The organism is Yokenella regensburgei ATCC 49455 (assembly GCF_000735455.1).
GTDB lineage: Bacteria > Pseudomonadota > Gammaproteobacteria > Enterobacterales > Enterobacteriaceae > Yokenella > Yokenella regensburgei.
The window spans coordinates 88,431-107,634 of sequence record NZ_JMPS01000038.1 but is presented as its reverse complement, the minus strand read 5'-3'; the positions used below and the strand labels follow the sequence as shown (position 1 = coordinate 107,634).

Below are 19,204 nucleotides of genomic sequence, written 5' to 3'. Positions count from 1 at the left end.
AGGGAGATTGATTTGCTGAGTCTCATGGACATGTTGTGGTGTGCGAAGAAGCGCATTCTGGCTTATGTCCTCGCCTTCGCGCTGGTTGGTTTGTTGCTTTCTTTTTTGCTGCCGCAGAAATGGACCAGTAATGCCATCGTCACCCCGGCGGAATCGACGCAGTGGAGCCAATTGCATCAGCGTCTGGCTGCGTTGCAGGTGCTGGGTGTGAATATTGGTCTCGATCGCAATGAGGTCTTTAACCTCTTCCTGAAAAAATTCAGTTCCCAGCAGGAGCTTGAAGAGTACATCACCAGCTCGCCAACGCTGATGGCGCATTTTAAAGACACCAACGTCGACACCATGGAGCTGCACCGGGCGATTGTTGCTATGTCTGAAAAGATGAAAGCCGTGAACGACAATGCGATGAAAAAAGATGACTCTCAGCCCTACAGCTCCTGGACGCTCAGCTTTACCGGGCCAAATCCCCAGGAAGCACAGTCTATTCTGAACAACTATATCGAGTTCGTGGCTGCTAAGGTGGTGACGCAGTCACTGGAAAGCATTCGTGATACTGTCGCGCTGAAAGTACAAACAGAAAAAGATGCCCTGGAGCTTGAGCGTGCGAAACTTGCCAACATTCAGGATACCCGAATCAAACGCCTGAATTACTCTCTTCAGGTCGCGAAAGCCGCGGGGATCACCCGCCCGGTTTATAGTAATGGTCAGGCGGTAAAAGACGATCCGGATTTTTCTATTTCGCTGGGTGCTGACGGCATTGAGCGTAAGCTTGAAATCGAGAAATCCATCACCGACGTGTCAGAGCTGAATGCCGGGCTGCGTAACAGCGAATATCAGCTGTCGCTGCTGGAAAAAGTCAGCGTCAAAGATATGACCTTCCCGGTATTTAAATACCAGCTGTCGGCCTCGCTGCCGGTGAAAAAAGATGGCCCTGGAAAAGGCATCATCATCGTACTGGCGGCGCTGCTTGGGGGCATTTTCGCCTGCGGTAGCGTCCTGTTAGGGCAGGCTATGGCCGCCCGTCGTCCGGTACTGGCAGCGGTTAACCCGGAATCGATGTAATCACGACGATGCTGGAAATAATAAGGGTGGCGAGAGCCGCCCTTTTTTGTTGCCTGCGCGCCGTCAGTTTGCTTCACTGGGGAAACACAGGAGGGGACCGATGAAGACGATAGGGTTAATTGGCGGCATGAGTTGGGAGTCAACAATCCCTTACTACCGCCTTATCAACGAAGGTATAAAGCAGCGCCTGGGCGGCTTACACTCAGCGCAAATTCTGCTGCACAGCGTAGACTTTCACACCATCGAAGCCTGCCAGTCCAGCGGTGAGTGGGACAAAGCGGGCGACATTCTTGCTCAGGCCGCCCATGGCCTGGAGCTCGCCGGTGCGCAAGGTATTGTGCTCTGCACTAACACCATGCATAAAGTGGCGGACAGCATCACCTCCCGCACTCGGGTACCGTTCCTGCACATTGCTGAAGCAACCGGTCGGGCAATTGAGAAACAGCAACTGAAGCGGGTGGCGTTGCTCGGGACGCGTTACACCATGGAGCAGGATTTTTACCGTGGCCGTCTGGTTGAACAGTTTGGCCTCGACGTGCAGGTGCCGAAGGCGCCAGAGCGGGAGAAAATCAATCAGATAATCTTTGAAGAGCTGTGTCTGGGGCGCTTTACCCCGTCTTCGCGCGACTACTATCTGCAGGTGATTGAACGTCTGGCAGAGCAGGGGGCCGAAGGGGTTATCTTTGGTTGTACCGAAATTGGCCTGCTGGTACCGGCAGAACAAAGCTGTCTGCCGGTATTCGATACGGCAGCTATTCATGCCGAAGATGCCGTCGACTTTATGCTCTCTGAGTCCCATTGAGTACCGCATCCAGCGGACCGGTTATTAGCGGCAGGCTGGCCTGTAGATGTCGGGTGAACGCGGCCACTAACGCAGAGGCTGGACGGTGCAGTGGACGCACCAGGCTCACGGTAAACGGGACATCGATGCTGAAACGGCGCACGCTAACGCCGCTTTCAGCATAGTCCAGCACGGTGAGCGGGTTGACGACGGAGATCCCCGCCCCGGCGCGCACCAGCGCGCAGACCGACGCCGCGCTGTGGGTCTCGACCACCATCCGGCGCTTTACCTGATGTTCATTGAACAGGGAATCAAGCAACTGCCGGTAGCTGTCGGTACGCGACAGGCTGATATAGTTTTCACCGTGAAAATCGGCCGGGGTCAGCACCGTTTTGGCCGCCAGCGGGTGTGTTGACGGCAAAACGCACACCTCATTCAGCGTCAGCAGCGGCGTATGTTCCGTACCAGCCGGCGCCTGCAGGGTTTCGGTGAGACCCAGATCGTGACGCTGAGCGGAGAGCCACTCTTCCAGCAGCGGCGATTCCTGAGGCACAATCTGCAGGCTGACTTCCGGATAACGCGCCAGAAACGGCGGCAGCAGGGATGGCAAAAAAGATTGTGAGAACACCGGCAGGCAGGCAATCGACAGCTCGCCCTGGCGAAACTCACGCAGGCTTTCTGCCGCGCTGACGATTCTGTCGAGGCCATACCATGAGCGCTGTACCTCTTCAAATAACCGCAAACCCTGCACCGTCGGATGCAGCCGACCGCGTGAGCGCTCGAACAGCGTTAATCCCAGCACTTTCTCAAAGCGAGCCAGCTCACGGCTCACCGTAGGCTGGGAAGTATGCAGCAGCCGTGCCGCCTCCGTCAGGTTTCCGGCGGTCATCACGGCGTGAAAAATTTCGATATGACGCAAATTAACGGCAGGCATGCGGCTCTCTCCATAAGATGATTCCATATCATTTTTGCATAGACTCGATATAAAACGATATTTTTTATTGCCTCCGGGCTGTGGCGTAATCATGAAAAACCCCTGCATAACTGGAGTCTTTCCATGCCACGTCCGCTGAACAACACTGATACCGACCTGACCGCCGATAACCTGCTGCGACTTCCCGCCGAGTTTGGTTGCCCGGTGTGGGTGTATGACGCACAGATCATTCGCCGGCAGGTAGCGCAGCTCAGTCGTTTTGACGTGGTCCGTTTTGCCCAGAAGGCCTGTTCGAACATTCATATCCTGCGCCTGATGCGTGAACAGGGCGTGAAGGTGGATTCCGTATCACTCGGCGAAATCGAACGCGCGCTGGTGGCCGGTTTTGACCCGCGCAGCAATCCGGACGACATCGTTTTTACCGCGGATGTGATTGATGAAGAGACCATTGCCCGGGTCGCCGAGCTGGGGATCCCGGTGAATGCGGGGTCTGTTGATATGCTGGATCAATTGGGTACTGCGTCACCAGGTCATCGTGTCTGGCTGCGGATCAATCCGGGGTTTGGTCACGGGCATAGCCAGAAAACCAACACCGGGGGCGAAAACAGCAAGCATGGGATCTGGTATAGCGATCTGCCGGCCGCGCTGGCGGTGATGCAGCGCCACCAGCTTCAGTTGGTTGGGATCCACATGCATATTGGATCCGGCGTTGATTATGGTCACCTTGAGCAGGTGTGCGGGGCGATGGTTCAGCAGGTGATTGATTTTGGTCAGGATCTGCAGGCGATTTCCGCCGGTGGCGGGTTGTCGATTCCGTATCGTGAAGGTGAAGAGACAATTGATACCGACCACTATTACGGTTTATGGAACGCCGCCCGTGAGCAAATTGCACGTCATTTTGGTCATCCGGTGAAGCTTGAAATCGAGCCGGGTCGTTTCCTGGTGGCACAGGCTGGCGTGCTGGTGGCTCAGGTGCGTGGAGTGAAGGAGATGGGTAGCCGTCATTTTGTGCTGATTGATGCCGGGTTCAACGACCTGATGCGTCCGGCAATGTACGGCAGCTATCATCACATCTCTGCACTTGCCGCCGATGGTCGCGATCTCAGCCAGGCGCCGGTACTGGATACCGTTGTCGCCGGGCCGCTGTGCGAATCTGGTGATGTCTTTACCCAGCAGGAAGGTGGCAAAGTGGAAACTCGCGCGCTGCCGGCGGTAGTGGCGGGAGACTATCTGGTACTGCACGATACCGGGGCCTATGGGGCGTCGATGTCATCGAACTACAACAGCCGCCCCCTGCTGCCAGAAGTGCTGTTTGACGGCGGTAAAGCACGGCTGATCCGCCGCCGTCAGCGCATTCAGGATCTGCTGGCGCTTGAGCTGTAATAAGGCCCGGTAGTGATAGATTCCCGCAGCACCAGCGTACCGGTGAACGGCGGGATCGTCTCGATCTCCTGCTGATTAGCAAGTTTAATCGCCTGATCGATGGCGGTTACAATCATATTATCAATCGGTAGATACACCGTTGAAAGCCCCGGCTCCAGCCATTTGGCGCTGGGGGCATCGTCGAAACCAAACAGAGAAACATCCTGAGGAATGCGCAGCCCTGCCTGATGCAGCGCCTTTGACGCGCCCAGCGCCATATCGTCGTTACAGGCGAAGAGGGCGCTGAAGGAGGTGTTTTCATCCAGCAGCTCGCGGCAGAGCTCGTAGCCGCGTGTCATACTGGAATCCCCATACTTCACTTTTGCCGGATCCCACGCGATGTTGTGCTTTTCAAGCGCACGGCGATAACCCTCGAGTCGCGCTTTGCCGGTGGGGGTGTGGCCTGGGACGGTAATACAGGCGATGTCGCGATGACCCTGTGAAATCAAATAATCGACAGCCTGGAACGCGGCATCCTGCTGCTCGAAGAACACGCAGCGATCGCGCGCCTGCGGTATGTCACGGTTGATGACCACCAGCGGCATAGGGATGGATTCGATGAGCGACATGATCGCTTTTTCGCTCATATAGCGGGTATACAGAATGATCGCGTCGCACTGGCGGTCAGCCAGCATTTGCACCGCTTGTTCTTCGCGTTCCGGCGTGTCGTGACCGTCGGTCACAATCAATTGCTTACCGTGGGTTTCTGTCTGGCGGGAAGCCTGCTGCAGCAAGCGGCCAAAGTAGAAACCATCGAAGGTGGAAACCACCAGCCCGATGCTGTTACTGGTGCGGTTAGCCAGAGAGCGTGCGAGAAAGTTCGGCCGATAGCCCAGCTCTTCCATCGCCTTAAACACCTGCTGACGGGTGCTCTCTTTGACCTGACCTGTGCCGTTCAGCACGCGGGAAACGGTCGCTTTCGACACGCCTGCGCGTAGTGAGACATCCAGCATTGTTGCCATTGTTCATTCCTGATACCACATCACTGGGCATAGTTTATCACAGGGGATCCTTGGCAGAATCCATTCATAATCAGCAAATAACAACCAGGATCACGATTTTCGCTGCAAGATTGCTGCCACGTTGACAAAACGACACCATAAAACGGTGGGAGAGTCTGCTAAAATCGGCGCACTTTGCCGATTGCTGCCCGGGGTTAGCGTGAAAATTCAGCCATTACATCTTGTTCCTCACCATGCCGAATGCGTCACTGACTGGCTGTGGCAGGCGTTTGGCGATCCGCTTTCACGCGAAGTATTTGCCAGCATCATCAACCACAGCCAGCAGCCCGATTCGTTACCGCTGACGTTTGTGGCGACCGAAGGGGATACGCTGCTGGGCACCGTAGGGCTCTGGCGCTGCGATCTGATAAGTCGCCAGGATCTCTTCCCGTGGATGGGGGCGCTCTATGTGTCGGAGTCTGCGCGTGGGCAAGGGCTGGCGGGAAAACTGCAGCAGCATGTGCTGGACTATGCGCGGGAAATGGGCTTTGCCAGCCTGCATCTCTATTCCGCCTGTCGTGATTTTTACGAGCGTTTTGGCTGGCAGTACATCGGTGATGGCCTGGATTACCCGGACACCACCGTGCATCTCTATCGCTATGACCTTTCACCTTCGGCGAGCGCAATGACCGAATGACGGCGCACCAGCGTCGGATTGAACAGGTGCGTAATTTCAGGTAGCGGGCGGTTTTCTGCCAGCGCCATGGCGAGTTCGGCGGCCTGGGTGGCCATCGTGACTATCGGGTAGCGAACCGTTGTCAGGCGTGGGCGCACGTAACGTGAAATGAGCACATCATCAAAGCCAATCAGCGAGATTTCTCCCGGGACGTCGATGCCGTTGTCATTTAGTACGCCCATTGCGCCTGCGGCCATTGAGTCGTTGTAACAGGCGATAGCGGTAAAGTTTCTGCCGCGTCCCAGTAGCTCCGTCATTGCTTGTTCACCGCCGCTTTCATCGGGTTCACCGAAGGTCACCAGCCGATCGTTACAGGGTAAACCGCTCTCCTTCAGGGCGTCGTAATAGCCCTGCAGACGATCTTCCGCATCCGAAATGGCATGGTTAGAACAGAGATAGCCAATGCGGGTGTGTCCTTGTTGGATCAGATGGCGAGTGGCAAGCCAGGCACCATAGCGATCGTCCAGCGCCACGCAGCGCTTTTCGAAGCCGGGAAGAATGCGGTTGATAAGCACCATGCCGGGGATCTGTTTCATCAGCCCGGCGAGCTCCTCATCCGGGATCATCTTAGCGTGAACCACAAGCGCAGCGCAGCGGTGGCGGATCAACTGTTCAATTGCCTGCCGCTCTTTAACTTCATTGTGATAGCCGTTACCGATCAGCAGAAAATTGCCGGTCTGGTACGCCACCTGTTCTACCGCTTTGACCATCGCACCGAAAAAGGGATCGGAGACATCGCCCACCACCAGACCAACGGTCTCAGTGGACTGCTGCGCCAGCGCACGCGCGTTAGCATTCGGGTGATAGCTGAGCGCTTCCATGGCCGAAAAAACCGCCTGACGGGAAGCTTCACTGGCTTTTGGGGAATGATTGATGACGCGGGAGACGGTGGCGACAGAAACACCTGCGAGCCTGGCTACGTCCTTTATAGTCGCCATAGTATGCCTTTTTTCTGGGGAAACGTTTACACCTCTACAGTGTTACGGAAAAGCGGTGACTCTTCAAGGCCTGTGCCCCGCAGGTTTAAGCAATTGTGAAGCAGATAATGGCGCTGGCGTGTAATGGTTACACGGGGGCGCTGGCCTAATTGAAACCGGGAAAAGTGAATTCAAACCTTTGCTTACACTTTGCGAAGGGCTGTTGCGAATGTTCGCTGGAGAGTTCTTCGTGGTGGTTGATACTCTGATTATCCCAGAGGTATTGATTGGTGAGATTCTTCAGTACTCATTTCGTACTTATTATTTGCACCGACCTGCGCAGATGCGCAGGTTTTTTTGCCTGCTATTTCGCTTCCCCCCGTCTTCTCGTGTACTCTTCTGTCAATAATGACAAGACAAGGGAGTTGCTATGCTTTTTGCTTTTTTTCGGCTGCTGTTCCGGGTGATGTACAGGGTCAGAATGACTGGCAATCTGGAGGCGCTGCATCAGCAAAACGTGCTGATAACTCCCAATCATGTCTCCTTCATTGATGGCATTCTGCTGGCGCTTTTCCTGCCCATCCGCCCGGTTTTCGCTGTTTATACCTCGATAAGCCAGAAGTGGTTTATGCGCTACCTGGCGCCGTTGATTGACTTCGTCCCGCTCGATCCCACCAAACCGATGTCGATAAAGCATCTTGTGCGCCTGATTGAACAGGGGCGCCCGGTGGTGATTTTCCCGGAAGGGCGCATCTCGGTGACCGGTTCTCTGATGAAGATTTACGACGGTGCGGCCTTCGTTGCCGCAAAGTCGAAAGCCACGATTATCCCGATCCGCATTGAAGGTGCCGAACTGACCCATTTCAGCCGTCTGAAGGGACGGGTAAAGCGTCGATTGTTCCCACGTATTCAACTGCACGTGCTGCCGCCAACGAGTCTGCCAATGCCGGAGGCACCGCGGGCGCGTGAACGGCGTAAAATTGCTGGCGAAATGCTGCACCAGATTATGATGGAAGCCCGCATGGCGGTGCGCCCGCGCGAGACGCTGTATGAATCGTTACTGTCGGCGCAGGACCGTTTCGGCGCACGTAAGCTCTGCGTGGAAGACATCAACTTCCAGCCGGATACCTACCGAAAACTGCTGACCAAAACCCTGTTCGTGGCGCGGATCCTCGAAAAATATAGCGAACGCGGTGAGCGCATTGGCCTGATGTTGCCAAACGCCGGGATCTCAGCCGCGGTGATTTTTGGCGCCATCGCCCGTGGCCGAATTCCTGCCATGATGAACTACACCGCCGGGGTGAAAGGGCTCTCAAGCGCCATTACCGCAGCGGAGCTGAAGACGATTTTTACCTCCCGTACGTTCCTTGATAAGGGCAAGCTGTGGCATCTGCCGGAGCAGCTGACCCAGGTGCGCTGGGTGTTCCTCGAAGATTTGAAGGGCGACGTGACGACGGCTGACAAGCTGTGGATCTTCTCCCACCTGTTGATGCCGCGCCTGGCGCAGGTGAAGCAGCAGCCGGAAGACGCGGCGATGGTGCTGTTCACCTCCGGTTCAGAAGGTCATCCGAAGGGCGTAGTGCATAGCCACAAGAGCCTGCTGGCGAACGTAGAGCAGATTAAAACGATTGCCGACTTCACCGCCGATGACCGTTTCATGTCAGCCCTACCGCTGTTCCACTCCTTTGGCCTTACCGTCGGTCTGTTTACACCGCTGCTCACTGGCGCAGAGGTGTTCCTCTATCCCAGCCCGCTGCATTATCGTGTGGTGCCTGAGCTGGTGTATGACCGCAACTGCACCGTGCTGTTTGGTACCTCGACCTTCCTTGGCAACTATGCGCGTTTTGCTAACCCGTATGATTTCTATAAGGTGCGCTACGTGGTGGCCGGAGCGGAGAAGCTGCAGGAGAGTACGCGTCAGCTGTGGCAGGACAAATTTGGCCTGCGCATTCTTGAAGGCTATGGGGTGACCGAATGTGCGCCGGTGGTCTCAATTAACGTGCCGATGGCGGCAAAACCGCAGACCGTGGGCCGGATTCTGCCGGGCATGGATGCGCGTCTGCTGGAGGTGCCGGGTATTGCTGAAGGTGGACGTCTGCAGCTTAAAGGCCCGAACATCATGAACGGCTATCTGCGGGTGGAAAACCCCGGCATGCTGGAAGCGCCGGTGGCGGAAAACCAGAATGGTGAAATGGAAGCCGGCTGGTATGACACCGGCGATATCGTCACCTTTGATGCGCAGGGGTTTGTACAGATTCAGGGACGCGCGAAACGCTTTGCCAAAATTGCCGGTGAAATGGTGTCGCTTGAGGTGGTAGAGCAGATGGCGCTGGCGTTGTCGCCAGACAAACTCCACGCCACCGTGATTAAAACCGATGCCAGTAAAGGTGAGGCGCTGGTGCTGTTTACCACCGATAATGCATTGAGCCGTGACAAAATTCAGCAATATGCCCGCGCGCATGGGATCCCGGAGCTGGCGGTACCGCGCGATATCCGCTGGCTTAAACAACTGCCGGTACTGGGTAGCGGTAAACCTGATTTTGTCACTTTGAAAACGATGGTTGAGCAGGCGGAATCCCATAATGAGTGAGTCAGTACACACTAACACTTCGCTGTGGTCGAAAGGGATGCTGGCGGTGACCTGCGCTCAGTTCCTTTCGGCGTTTGGTGATAACGCTCTGTTGTTCGCTACGCTGGCGCTGATGAAGCAGCAGTTTTATCCCGACTGGAGCCAGCCGATTTTGCAGATGGTGTTTGTAGGTGCTTACATTCTTTTTGCACCGTTTGTCGGGCAGATTGCCGACAGCTTTGCCAAAGGCCGGGTGATGATGTTCGCCAACAGCCTGAAGCTGCTGGGGGCTCTGAGTATCTGTGCAGGCATCAATCCCTTCCTGGGCTACACGCTGGTGGGTATTGGTGCGGCGGCCTATTCTCCGGCGAAGTACGGCATCCTGGGGGAGCTCACCACCGGTGACAAACTGGTCAAAGCGAATGGTCTGATGGAATCTTCCACCATTGCCGCTATTCTTCTGGGCTCGGTGGCGGGGGGGATCCTTGCCGACTGGCACGTGCTGGCGGCGCTGGGCGTTTGTGCGCTGGTCTATGGTGGCGCAGTGGTGGCAAACCTGATGATCCCAAAACTTTCAGCAGCGCGACCAGGGCAATCCTGGCGTTTTACGCCGATGACGCAAAGCTTTTTCAGCGCCTGCCGTACCCTGTGGCTCAATCGTGAAACACGCTTTTCGCTGGTCGGTACCAGTCTGTTCTGGGGCGCAGGCGTAACGCTACGCTTCCTGCTGGTGCTTTGGGTGCCGGTGGTGCTGGGCATCACTGACAACGCTACGCCAACCTATCTGAATGCGATGGTGGCGGTCGGGATTGTGGTGGGCGCCGGGGCTGCGGCGAAGCTCGTGACCCTCGAAACCGCCTCCCGGTGTATGCCTGCCGGGGTGCTGATTGGCGTGGTGGTCACCATTTTTGCACTGCAACACGCGCTGCTGCCGTCTTACCTGCTGCTGTTTATTATCGGTATTCTCGGGGGCTTCTTCGTGGTGCCTCTGAACGCGCTGTTGCAGGAGCGCGGTAAGCATACCGTGGGAGCCGGGAACGCGATTGCCGTACAAAACCTTGGTGAAAACGGGGCCATGCTGTTGATGCTCGGGCTGTTTTCGCTTTCGGTAAAAGTGGGGATCCCGGTCGTCGGTGTTGGCCTGGGGTTTGGCGTGCTGTTCGCCCTGGCGATTGTGGCGCTCTGGCTGTGGGGCCGTCGGCGTTAAACCTTACCGGGCGGGAAATCCACCCGCCCGGCACTGCAAATATCCGGCAGAGGTTACGGCGCCGGGTAGGTATAGATCTGGTGCACTGCCTCAATATCCGCTAACACCTCTTCGCTAAGCTCAAGATGCAGACTCTCAACGTTGGTTTTCAACTGCTCAAGCGTTGTTGCGCCCAGTAGCGTACTGGCGACGAATGGCTGGCGGCGGACAAACGCCAGCGCCATCTGCGCCGGATCCAGCCCGTGGCGTTTTGCTACGTCGACGTATGCTGCCACAGCCTTCTGGGTTTGCTCTCCGCTGTAGCGGGTAAAACGGGCGAACAGCGTATTACGCGCGCCTGCCGGTTTCGCACCGTTAAGGTATTTCCCGGTGAGAGTACCAAAACCGAGGCACGAGTACGCCAGCAGCTCAACGCCTTCATACTGGCTCACTTCCGCCAGACCGACTTCATAGCTGCGGTTTAGCAGGCTGTAAGGGTTCTGAATGGTCGCAATACGCGGCAGGTCATGCTTATCCGCCAGGTGCAGGTAGCGCATCACGCCAAAGGCGGTCTCATTCGATACGCCGATGTAGCGGATTTTCCCGGCACGCTGGAATTCGCTTAACGCGTCGAGGGTTTCCAGCAGCGTGACCACCGGCTGGGAATCGGTCCAGGTGTAGCCGAGCTTGCCGAAGCAGTTAGTGGGACGCTGCGGCCAGTGGACCTGATACAGGTCGAGATAATCGGTTTGTAAGCGCTTCAGGCTATCATGCAGCGCTTCACGGATGTTCTTTCTGTCGAGCGCCTGCTGCGGGCGGATACCGCTGTCGTTATTACGCGGCGGCCCGCTGATTTTGGAGGCAACGACGAGCTTTTCGCGGCTACCGTGCTTTGCCAGCCAGTTACCGACATAGGTTTCGGTCAGGCCCTGGGTTTCCGGGCGCGGCGGTACAGGGTACATCTCAGCGACGTCAATCAGGTTAATGCCCTGACTCACGGCGTAGTCGAGCTGTGCATGGGCATCGGCTTCGCTGTTTTGTTCACCAAACGTCATAGTGCCCAGCCCAAGAGTACTGACCTCAAGGGAGCTGTGGGGGATACGGTGATAGTGCATAGCCGGCTTCCTTTTTCTCAACAACGTCAGGTGGGTCCCTGACAAAGGAATATTAAGATGGCAGAGCGGAGGAAAAATCGAAAGGAAAAGATCGAAAAAGGCCAGGCGGGCTGACCTCTTTTCTTTTAGCGCTTAATAATTTGCGAAACGTCGTCGCGGTTGATCTGCATCCGGTTTCCCTGCTGATCTTCATAACTAATTAACCCGGTATCGTCATCGACCTGGGGTTTTCCGTCGGTCAGGATCATGCGTCCGTCTTTCGTCGCCATGACGTAATCGCTGCTGCATCCTGAAACGGCAAATGCCATTCCTACTGCTGAAATCAGAACTGCCCATTTTTTCATCGTTATCGCCCCTATATGACCGCACTCATATGAGTCTAGTAATAACCTGATTTTGGGTCAGTAAAAAGCGGTAAAATCTTAAAAATGTGTGAAAGCCCCCATTAGGGGGCGTTAATAGATGATTAAAGCGGTTTCTTTTTGTTTCGCATCAGGTTGAGTGTTTCCACTGCTATGGAGAAGAACATCGCGAAATAGATATATCCTTTCGGTACATGGACGTCGAAACTCTCCAGAATCAGCGTAAATCCGACCAGAATCAGGAAAGAGAGCGCCAGCATTTTTACCGAGGGATGGCGGTCAACAAAATCACCGATTGGTCGTGCGGCAAACATCATCACACCCACCGCAATGACCACCGCTGCCATCATAATGAACAGGTGATCGGACAGACCAATAGCGGTAATGACTGAATCCAGGCTGAAGATGATATCAAGCAGCATAATCTGCACGATAGCGCCAAGGAACGAGTGTACGTGAGTCTTAAGCCCTTCCTCCTCGCCTTCGATGGATTCGTGGATCTCTTTGCTCGCTTTCCAGATAAGGAACAGCCCGCCAAGGAGCAGGATCAAGTCACGGGCGGAGATCTCCTGACCAATCACCGTAAACAGGGGATTGGTCAACCTTGCTACCCAGGCGATGGAGGCCAGCAGCGCCAGGCGCATGACCATCGCCCCCATCAGACCAATACGTCGGGCGTGATTACGTTGGGCAGTCGGTAGTTTGGCAACGACCAGAGAAAGGAAAATAATGTTGTCGATCCCGAGCACAATCTCCAGCAGCGTCAGCGTGCCCAGCGCGAGCCAGGCATTGGGATCGGTTATCCATGCAAATAACATCAAAAAGGTCCTGCAAAGTGAAAACGCTAATTATAGGCGCGCGTCACGCTAGATCAAAACGGTTACTGGGCGAGAAAAAAATGTCTGGCGAGAAGTGCAGCAGTGAAATTCTTCTTCAGGTAGAAACCGCGCGGCAGCGTCAGAATGGGCTCTCCATGGGCGCCAATGGCGTCGGTAAGTGCTTTGCTATTGGCGGCTTTTGGGCGCAGTTGCAGCACCTCGCCGTGGCGGGCTGTAATACGTTCCACCTGGCCCAGCACAATCAAATCCATCAGCTCTTCCCAGTCCATACGTAACTGTCGGTCTTCTTCTTCACTGGGACTCCAGAGCAGAGGGGATCCGACGCGGCGCTCGGCCAGTGGGATCTCACGCTCGCCCTCCACCGGGATCCACAGCACGCGCTTGAGCTTATGGCGCACATGGCTGCTCTCCCAGGTGATTCCGCTATTGCCGGTCAGTGGGGCTACACAAACGAAGGTGGTTTCCAGCGGTCGGCCGTGCCTGTCGATAGGGATCGTTTTCAGCTCAACGCCGAGGGCGGCGAAGTCCTGCTCTGGTTTACTTCCCGCACTGGCGCCCAGCCACACCTCAAGCAATATACCGATCCAGCCTTTATCGCGCTTAAGGTCGCGAGGTATTGGCAACCCGGCTTTTGCCGCCAGTTCTCCCAGCGAATAGCCCGCCAGCCGCTGCGCCTGAGCCAGAAGCTGGGCTTGTGTTTCCGGCGGTGAAGAGAGTGGGGAGAGGGAAGACATAGCGATCAGAACCTTTGCTCAAAAAATAGCCTGTGTTTTTCACGATGATAGACAGAGTTTACCTGTTTTTGGATAACCATGGCAATTTGATGATTTATATCACTTTTTTTTGCCATTCTTCATGAGGATTGCGGAGGGTGAAACAGGTTGTCCAAAACTGGTCACTGACAATAAACAGGATCTTACACCATGTTATCCACAGAAAAATGGGATAACTGGGAAAACTACACACTACTGGTTCCATTTACAGCCTTGACGTGCGACGAAAATCGGATTTTCACACAAAATGTGCCTAACTTATTGGCACAATCTGTGGATAAAAACGACGCTGCTCGATCTTTCATCAATCAAAGGATCGCTCATGTGATGATCATCACGTTACGTGCTAAAAATGGAAAGTTAATGCCAGTAAGTTAATGAAAAAATTGCTATTATTATCCCAGTGAAATGACGTATTATTCAGACTGTTCCGGGTTTTCCCTGGTTAATTCCATACTTCTTCACAACTCTATCCACAGAAAAAGTGAATAAAATGCCTCATCGATACGTGCATCTGTTTATAACTCTGACGTTTACTGTGAGTTATTCAAATGTTATCCGGTGATGAAGCCGTAACAGAGTGGTTTACCGTTCCCGGCGAGTGTGAAACAATCATTCACATTGATGCTTATATTGAGGTAGTCCGGTGATTGATGACGATGGCTACCGCCCAAACGTCGGTATTGTAATCTGCAACCGCCAGGGTCAGGTCATGTGGGCCAGGCGTTTTGGCCAGCATTCCTGGCAATTTCCGCAGGGAGGGATCAACTCTGGGGAATCAGCAGAACAGGCGATGTACCGTGAGCTGTTTGAAGAAGTAGGATTGAGTCGCAAAGATGTGCGCATTCTCGCTTCGACGCGCAACTGGTTGCGTTACAAATTACCTAAACGTTTGGTGCGTTGGGACACAAAGCCGGTTTGTATCGGCCAGAAACAGAAGTGGTTTCTCTTGCAGTTGATAAGCAGTGACGCGGACGTCAATATGCAAACCAGCAGCACGCCAGAGTTCGACGGCTGGCGCTGGGTGAGTTACTGGTATCCTGTTCGTCAGGTGGTATCGTTTAAACGCGACGTATACCGCCGGGTTATGAAGGAGTTCGCAAGCGTTGTGATGTCGCTGACGGAAACAACCCCGAAGCCGCAGAGCGCGCCCGCTTATCGACGTAAAAGAGGTTAAGCCACGCAGATTATGCTCACCCGGTTGCGAGAGATTGTTGAGAAAGTCGCCAGCGCACCGCGCCTGAACGAAGCACTGGATATTCTGGTGACGGACATCTGTCAGGCGATGGAAACTGAAGTGTGTTCGGTTTATCTGGCCGACCATGACCGGCGTTGCTATTACCTGATGGCGACCCGCGGTTTGAAAAAACCGCGCGGTCGCACCATTACTTTGGCCTTCGACGAAGGGATTGTCGGACTAGTGGGGCGCCTTGCCGAACCCATCAACCTTGCCGATGCGCACAAACACCCCAGCTTTAAATATATTCCCTCGGTAAAAGAGGAACGCTTCCGCGCGTTTCTCGGTGTGCCCATTATCCAGCGCCGCCAGCTGCTTGGCGTGCTGGTGGTGCAACAGCGGGAACTTCGTCAGTACGATGAGGGCGAAGAGTCCTTCCTCGTGACGCTTGCCACGCAGATGGCCGCTATTCTCTCGCAGTCGCAGCTGACCGCGCTTTTCGGTCAGTATCGTCAGACCCGAATTCGTGCCCTGCCGGCGGCGCCGGGCGTGGCCATCGCCGAAGGCTGGATGGACGCCACGCTGCCGTTGATGGAGCAGGTCTACCAGGCTTCCACGCTTGACCCGGCGCTGGAACGTGAACGTCTTACCGGCGCGCTGGAAGAGGCCGCCAATGAGTTCCGTCGCTACAGCAAACGCTTTGCTGCTGGCGCGCAAAAAGAGACGGCGGCAATTTTCGACCTCTATTCTCACTTGCTTTCAGATGCCCGTCTTCGACGCGAGTTGTTCGCGGAAGTAGACGGCGGCTCGGTTGCTGAGTGGGCGGTGAAGAAAATCATCGAGAAGTTCGCTGAGCAATTTGCGGTGCTGAGCGATGATTACCTGAAAGAGCGCGCCGGAGATCTTCGCGCGCTGGGTCAACGGATCCTTTTCCACCTTGATGACTCCGTTCAGGGGGCAAATGCCTGGCCTGAACGGTTTGTACTGGTGGCAGATGAGCTTTCCGCGACCACTCTTGCAGAGGTTCCGCAGGATCGTTTAGCCGGCGTCGTGGTTCGTGACGGTGCGGCAAACTCGCATGCGGCTATCATGGTGCGCGCCCTCGGGATCCCAACGGTAATGGGGGCGGATATTCAGCCTTCGGTACTGCACGGGCGCAAGCTGGTGGTTGATGGCTATCGTGGGGAACTGCTGGTAGATCCGGAGCCGGTACTGCTGCAGGAATATCAGCGGCTCATCAGTGAAGAGAATGAACTTAGCCGTATTGCTGAAGATGATGTAGAGCGACCCGCCGAGCTGAAAAGCGGTGAGCGGGTGAAGGTGATGCTCAATGCGGGCCTGAGCCCGGAGCATGAAGAAAAACTCGGTAGCCGTATTGATGGCATTGGCCTCTACCGCACCGAAATTCCCTTCATGCTACAGAGTGGTTTCCCCTCTGAAGAAGAGCAGGTGGCGCAATACCAGGGCATGTTGCAGATGTTTAACGACAAACCCGTCACGCTGCGCACGCTGGATATCGGTGCTGACAAACAGCTGCCCTACATGCCCATCAGTGAAGAGAACCCGTGCCTCGGCTGGCGAGGGATCCGGATCACGCTCGATCAGCCGGAGATCTTCCTGGTGCAGGTGCGTGCGATGATGCGTGCCAATGCTGCCACCGGTAACCTCAGCATTTTGCTGCCGATGGTAACCAGCATCGACGAAGTGGATGAAGCCCGTCGCCTGATAGAACGCGCCGGGCGCGAGGTCGAAGAGATGATCGGCTACGCCATTCCAAAACCGCGTATTGGCGTGATGCTGGAAGTGCCGTCGATGGTCTTTATGCTGCCGAATCTGGCTAATCGGGTCGATTTTATCTCGGTCGGCACCAACGATCTGACCCAGTACATTCTGGCGGTTGATCGTAACAACACGCGTGTTGCCAACATCTACGACAGCCTGCACCCGGCCATTCTTCGTGCGCTTTCAGTCATAGCCCGCGACGCAGAGCTGTACGGTATCGATCTCCGCTTGTGTGGTGAAATGGCCGGCGATCCGATGTGCGTTGCCATTCTTGTGGGTATGGGCTTCCGCCATCTGTCGATGAACGGTCGTTCGGTAGCACGCGTTAAGTACCTGCTAAGACATATCGAAATTGAAGACGCGCAAACCCTGGTGCAGCGCAGCCTCGAGGCGCAGGTCTCTGCTGAAGTTCGCCATCAGGTGGCGGCCTTCATGGAACGCCGGGGCCTGGGTGGCCTCATCCGCGGCGGCCGCTAATCCTTCTCCCTTCCGTGTGGAAGGGAAGAGGAGAAGAAGGGTATATACCCTAAATAATTCGAGTTGCAGGAAGGCGGCGACGCAGCGAATCCCCAGGAGCTTACTCAAGTAAGTGACTGGGGTAAGCGAGGAAAGCCAACGCACATGCAACTTGAAGTATGAAGGGTATACATATCTTTTACATCTTAGTGGCATATCCCGACGCCTCGCTGTGCTATGATTCGCAACTTTGGAGCGGCCGACCCGCGCGGCTGCGCATCGCTACCGCTACCCACTTTTGGCGGAAGAATAAGAACTTGTGGTGACAGATGAATAGTGGCTATCTGCATTTCCCGGAATTTGATCCGGTGATTTTTTCCATTGGACCGGTCTCGCTGCACTGGTACGGCATGATGTACCTTGTCGGCTTCATCTTTGCGATGTGGCTGGCGACTCGCCGGGCTAATCGTCCAGGGAGCGGCTGGACAAAGAACGAAGTCGAAAACCTGCTGTATGCAGGATTCCTTGGGGTCTTCCTCGGTGGCCGTCTTGGCTATGTCTTCTTCTACAATCTGCCGGTATTCCTGCAGGATCCGCTGTATCTGTTCCGCGTCTGGGACGGCGGAATGTCGTTCCATGGTGGGCTTATCGGCGTTATCGTGGTGATGATTATCTTCGCTCGCCGTACTAAGCGTACCTTCTTCCAGGTCTCTGATTTCATTGCCCCGCTTATCCCGTTTGGTCTCGGTTGTGGCCGTCTGGGTAACTTCATCAACGGCGAACTCTGGGGTCGTGTCGATCCGAATTTCCGTTTCTCTATGCTGTTCCCAGGCTCGCGCGCGGAAGACATTGCGCTGCTGCCATCGCATCCGGAATGGCAGTCGATTTTCGATCAGTACGGGGTTCTCCCGCGTCACGCGTCTCAGCTGTATGAACTGGCGCTGGAAGGCGTCGTGCTGTTCATTATTCTCAACCTGTTTATCCGTAAACCGCGCCCGACGGGCTCTGTTTCGGGGCTGTTCCTGATTGGCTACGGTGCATTCCGCATTATCGTGGAGTTCTTCCGCCAGCCGGATGCCCAGTTTACTGGCACCTGGGTGCAGTACATCAGCATGGGGCAGATCCTCTCTATCCCAATGGTGCTGGCGGGAATTATCATGATGGTTTGGGCTTACCGCCGTCACCCACAGCAACACGTCTCCTGAGGAAGCATGAAACAGTATCTTGAACTGATGCAGCGGGTGCTCGATGAGGGCACCCAAAAAAATGACCGTACCGGTACCGGGACGACCTCCATTTTTGGCCACCAGATGCGCTTTAACCTGCAGGATGGTTTCCCGCTGGTTACCACTAAGCGCTGCCACCTGCGCTCGATTATTCACGAGCTGCTGTGGTTCCTGAACGGTGATACCAATGTGGCGTATCTGCATGACAATAACGTCTCCATCTGGGATGAATGGGCCGATGAGCAGGGCAACCTGGGACCGGTCTACGGCAAACAGTGGCGCGCATGGCCGACTCCTGATGGCCGTCACATCGACCAGATAACCACGGTGATGAACCAGTTGAAAAACGACCCGGATTCCCGCCGGATCATCGTTTCTGCCTGGAACGTTGGCGAACTCGACAAAATGGCGCTGGCACCGTGTCACGCGTTCTTCCAGTTCTATGTGGCAGACGGCAAGCTCTCATGCCAGCTGTACCAACGCTCTTGCGACGTCTTCCTCGGTCTGCCGTTCAACATCGCGAGCTATGCTCTGCTGGTACACATGATGGCGCAGCAGTGCGACCTGGAAGTCGGTGATTTTGTCTGGACAGGCGGTGACACGCACCTGTACAGCAACCACATGGAGCAGACTCACCTGCAGCTCAGCCGTGAACCGCGCGCGCTGCCAAAATTGGTGATTAAGCGTAAACCTGAATCTATCTTCGATTACCGTTTTGAAGATTTCGAGATTGAAGGTTACGACCCGCATCCGGGTATCAAAGCTCCGGTAGCAATATAATCCCGTCCTGATGAAAACCGGCACCTTAGCGTGCCGGTTTTTTTATTTCCGGAATCTGCTTTCCGGGCACTGTGCAACACTGTGCAAACGCAAAGAAAACCCGGAAAACGCCTCGTAAAACGGATAACAGCAGGTAGCCATAAAAA

General features: G+C 55.2%; 19 protein-coding genes. 11 read left to right on the top strand and 8 right to left on the bottom strand.

All coding sequences use genetic code 11. The features are described 5' to 3' along the window. The coding region (gene wzz(fepE), locus GYRE_RS11590) for an LPS O-antigen length regulator Wzz(fepE) (RefSeq protein ID WP_038255393.1) at positions 1–1,062 on the top strand (1,062 nt) is incomplete at its 5' end. A gap of 100 nt (positions 1,063–1,162) precedes the next feature. Next, positions 1,163–1,864 carry an aspartate/glutamate racemase gene (locus GYRE_RS11585; protein WP_038255386.1) on the top strand — a complete coding sequence of 234 codons (702 nt, stop codon included), beginning with the start codon at positions 1,163–1,165 and terminating at the stop codon, positions 1,862–1,864. Here the strand turns inward: GYRE_RS11585 and GYRE_RS11580 are convergent. After that, positions 1,842–2,777, bottom strand: a complete 936-nt coding sequence (locus GYRE_RS11580) for a LysR family transcriptional regulator (RefSeq protein WP_038255384.1) — start codon at positions 2,775–2,777, stop codon at positions 1,842–1,844. The genes GYRE_RS11585 and GYRE_RS11580 overlap by 23 nt on opposite strands. A gap of 123 nt (positions 2,778–2,900) precedes the next feature. Here GYRE_RS11580 and lysA point away from each other — a divergent pair, with 123 nt between their 5' ends. After that, on the top strand, positions 2,901–4,160 hold the full coding sequence (gene lysA / locus GYRE_RS11575; protein WP_038255383.1) for a diaminopimelate decarboxylase: 1,260 nt from the start codon (positions 2,901–2,903) through the stop codon (positions 4,158–4,160). Here lysA and GYRE_RS11570 read toward each other — a convergent pair. Beyond that, a complete protein-coding gene (locus tag GYRE_RS11570) occupies positions 4,133–5,161 on the bottom strand; it encodes a LacI family DNA-binding transcriptional regulator (RefSeq protein WP_006818448.1) in 1,029 nt (342 codons plus the stop codon). The genes lysA and GYRE_RS11570 overlap by 28 nt on opposite strands. Positions 5,162–5,360: 199 nt before the next feature. On the opposite strand from GYRE_RS11570, the gene GYRE_RS11565 reads away from it, so the two are divergent. Beyond that, complete coding sequence (locus GYRE_RS11565; RefSeq protein ID WP_006818450.1) at positions 5,361–5,837, top strand: GNAT family N-acetyltransferase; 477 nt, start codon at positions 5,361–5,363, stop codon at positions 5,835–5,837. Here GYRE_RS11565 and galR read toward each other — a convergent pair. Further along, the gene (gene galR, locus GYRE_RS11560) at positions 5,798–6,814 is read right to left on the bottom strand and encodes an HTH-type transcriptional regulator GalR (RefSeq protein WP_006818451.1); all 1,017 of its coding nucleotides are present in this window, start codon (positions 6,812–6,814) and stop codon (positions 5,798–5,800) included. The genes GYRE_RS11565 and galR overlap by 40 nt on opposite strands. Before the next feature lie 409 nt (positions 6,815–7,223). Between galR and aas the strand changes: the two genes are divergently transcribed. Next, entirely contained in the window at positions 7,224–9,383 is a 2,160-nt protein-coding gene (gene aas, locus GYRE_RS11555) for a bifunctional acyl-ACP--phospholipid O-acyltransferase/long-chain-fatty-acid--ACP ligase (protein WP_038255382.1), read from the top strand. Next, positions 9,376–10,569 carry a lysophospholipid transporter LplT gene (lplT, locus tag GYRE_RS11550; protein WP_038255381.1) on the top strand — a complete coding sequence of 398 codons (1,194 nt, stop codon included), beginning with the start codon at positions 9,376–9,378 and terminating at the stop codon, positions 10,567–10,569. The genes aas and lplT overlap by 8 nt, the downstream gene beginning before the upstream one ends. A 53-nt stretch (positions 10,570–10,622) precedes the next feature. Here the strand turns inward: lplT and GYRE_RS11545 are convergent, their stop codons facing one another. The 5 genes from GYRE_RS11545 to GYRE_RS25000 all read right to left on the bottom strand — a co-directional run bounded on the left by GYRE_RS11545 (position 10,623) and on the right by GYRE_RS25000 (position 13,830). Then, positions 10,623–11,663 (bottom strand): NADP(H)-dependent aldo-keto reductase, encoded by a 1,041-nt coding sequence (locus tag GYRE_RS11545; RefSeq protein ID WP_038255380.1) that lies wholly within the window; start codon positions 11,661–11,663, stop codon positions 10,623–10,625. A gap of 125 nt (positions 11,664–11,788) precedes the next feature. Continuing rightward, positions 11,789–12,007 (bottom strand): YgdI/YgdR family lipoprotein, encoded by a 219-nt coding sequence (locus GYRE_RS11540; RefSeq protein WP_006818455.1) that lies wholly within the window; start codon positions 12,005–12,007, stop codon positions 11,789–11,791. A 122-nt stretch (positions 12,008–12,129) separates the two neighbouring features. Next, entirely contained in the window at positions 12,130–12,843 is a 714-nt protein-coding gene (locus tag GYRE_RS11535; RefSeq protein WP_006818456.1) for a TerC family protein, read from the bottom strand. A 62-nt stretch (positions 12,844–12,905) separates the two neighbouring features. Beyond that, a complete protein-coding gene (gene mutH, locus GYRE_RS11530) occupies positions 12,906–13,598 on the bottom strand; it encodes a DNA mismatch repair endonuclease MutH (protein WP_038255377.1) in 693 nt (230 codons plus the stop codon). Positions 13,599–13,692: 94 nt separating this feature from the next. Further along, positions 13,693–13,830: a hypothetical protein gene (locus GYRE_RS25000; protein ID WP_245248577.1), complete on the bottom strand. Its 138-nt coding sequence runs from the start codon at positions 13,828–13,830 to the stop codon at positions 13,693–13,695. On the opposite strand from GYRE_RS25000, the gene GYRE_RS24730 reads away from it, so the two are divergent. The 5 genes from GYRE_RS24730 (at position 13,788) to thyA (ending at position 19,058) form a co-directional block, all read left to right on the top strand. Then, positions 13,788–14,015 carry a hypothetical protein gene (locus GYRE_RS24730; protein ID WP_038255376.1) on the top strand — a complete coding sequence of 76 codons (228 nt, stop codon included), beginning with the start codon at positions 13,788–13,790 and terminating at the stop codon, positions 14,013–14,015. The genes GYRE_RS25000 and GYRE_RS24730 overlap by 43 nt on opposite strands. Positions 14,016–14,283: 268 nt before the next feature. Then, positions 14,284–14,814 carry an RNA pyrophosphohydrolase gene (gene rppH, locus GYRE_RS11520; protein WP_006818458.1) on the top strand — a complete coding sequence of 177 codons (531 nt, stop codon included), beginning with the start codon at positions 14,284–14,286 and terminating at the stop codon, positions 14,812–14,814. Between the two features lie 12 nt (positions 14,815–14,826). Continuing rightward, positions 14,827–17,073 carry a phosphoenolpyruvate--protein phosphotransferase gene (ptsP, locus tag GYRE_RS11515; RefSeq protein ID WP_006818459.1) on the top strand — a complete coding sequence of 749 codons (2,247 nt, stop codon included), beginning with the start codon at positions 14,827–14,829 and terminating at the stop codon, positions 17,071–17,073. Positions 17,074–17,381: 308 nt separating this feature from the next. Continuing rightward, positions 17,382–18,257: a prolipoprotein diacylglyceryl transferase gene (gene lgt / locus GYRE_RS11510; RefSeq protein WP_006818460.1), complete on the top strand. Its 876-nt coding sequence runs from the start codon at positions 17,382–17,384 to the stop codon at positions 18,255–18,257. Positions 18,258–18,263: 6 nt separating this feature from the next. Further along, positions 18,264–19,058: a thymidylate synthase gene (thyA, locus tag GYRE_RS11505; RefSeq protein ID WP_006818461.1), complete on the top strand. Its 795-nt coding sequence runs from the start codon at positions 18,264–18,266 to the stop codon at positions 19,056–19,058. The last annotated feature ends 146 nt before the right edge of the window (positions 19,059–19,204 follow it).

Excerpts from the sequence above, each read along its gene's own strand:
- GYRE_RS11585 (WP_038255386.1), top strand. The coding sequence starts at position 1,163 with ATGAAGACGATAGGGTTAATTGGCGGCATGAGTTGGGAGTCAACAATC.
- GYRE_RS11580 (WP_038255384.1), bottom strand. The coding sequence starts at position 2,777 with ATGCCTGCCGTTAATTTGCGTCATATCGAAATTTTTCACGCCGTGATG.
- lysA (WP_038255383.1), top strand. The coding sequence starts at position 2,901 with ATGCCACGTCCGCTGAACAACACTGATACCGACCTGACCGCCGATAAC.
- GYRE_RS11570 (WP_006818448.1), bottom strand. The coding sequence starts at position 5,161 with ATGGCAACAATGCTGGATGTCTCACTACGCGCAGGCGTGTCGAAAGCG.
- galR (WP_006818451.1), bottom strand. The coding sequence starts at position 6,814 with ATGGCGACTATAAAGGACGTAGCCAGGCTCGCAGGTGTTTCTGTCGCC.
- aas (WP_038255382.1), top strand. The coding sequence starts at position 7,224 with ATGCTTTTTGCTTTTTTTCGGCTGCTGTTCCGGGTGATGTACAGGGTC.
- lplT (WP_038255381.1), top strand. The coding sequence starts at position 9,376 with ATGAGTGAGTCAGTACACACTAACACTTCGCTGTGGTCGAAAGGGATG.
- GYRE_RS11545 (WP_038255380.1), bottom strand. The coding sequence starts at position 11,663 with ATGCACTATCACCGTATCCCCCACAGCTCCCTTGAGGTCAGTACTCTT.
- GYRE_RS11540 (WP_006818455.1), bottom strand. The coding sequence starts at position 12,007 with ATGAAAAAATGGGCAGTTCTGATTTCAGCAGTAGGAATGGCATTTGCC.
- GYRE_RS11535 (WP_006818456.1), bottom strand. The coding sequence starts at position 12,843 with ATGTTATTTGCATGGATAACCGATCCCAATGCCTGGCTCGCGCTGGGC.
- mutH (WP_038255377.1), bottom strand. The coding sequence starts at position 13,598 with ATGTCTTCCCTCTCCCCACTCTCTTCACCGCCGGAAACACAAGCCCAG.
- GYRE_RS24730 (WP_038255376.1), top strand. The coding sequence starts at position 13,788 with ATGTTATCCACAGAAAAATGGGATAACTGGGAAAACTACACACTACTG.
- ptsP (WP_006818459.1), top strand. The coding sequence starts at position 14,827 with ATGCTCACCCGGTTGCGAGAGATTGTTGAGAAAGTCGCCAGCGCACCG.
- lgt (WP_006818460.1), top strand. The coding sequence starts at position 17,382 with ATGAATAGTGGCTATCTGCATTTCCCGGAATTTGATCCGGTGATTTTT.
- thyA (WP_006818461.1), top strand. The coding sequence starts at position 18,264 with ATGAAACAGTATCTTGAACTGATGCAGCGGGTGCTCGATGAGGGCACC.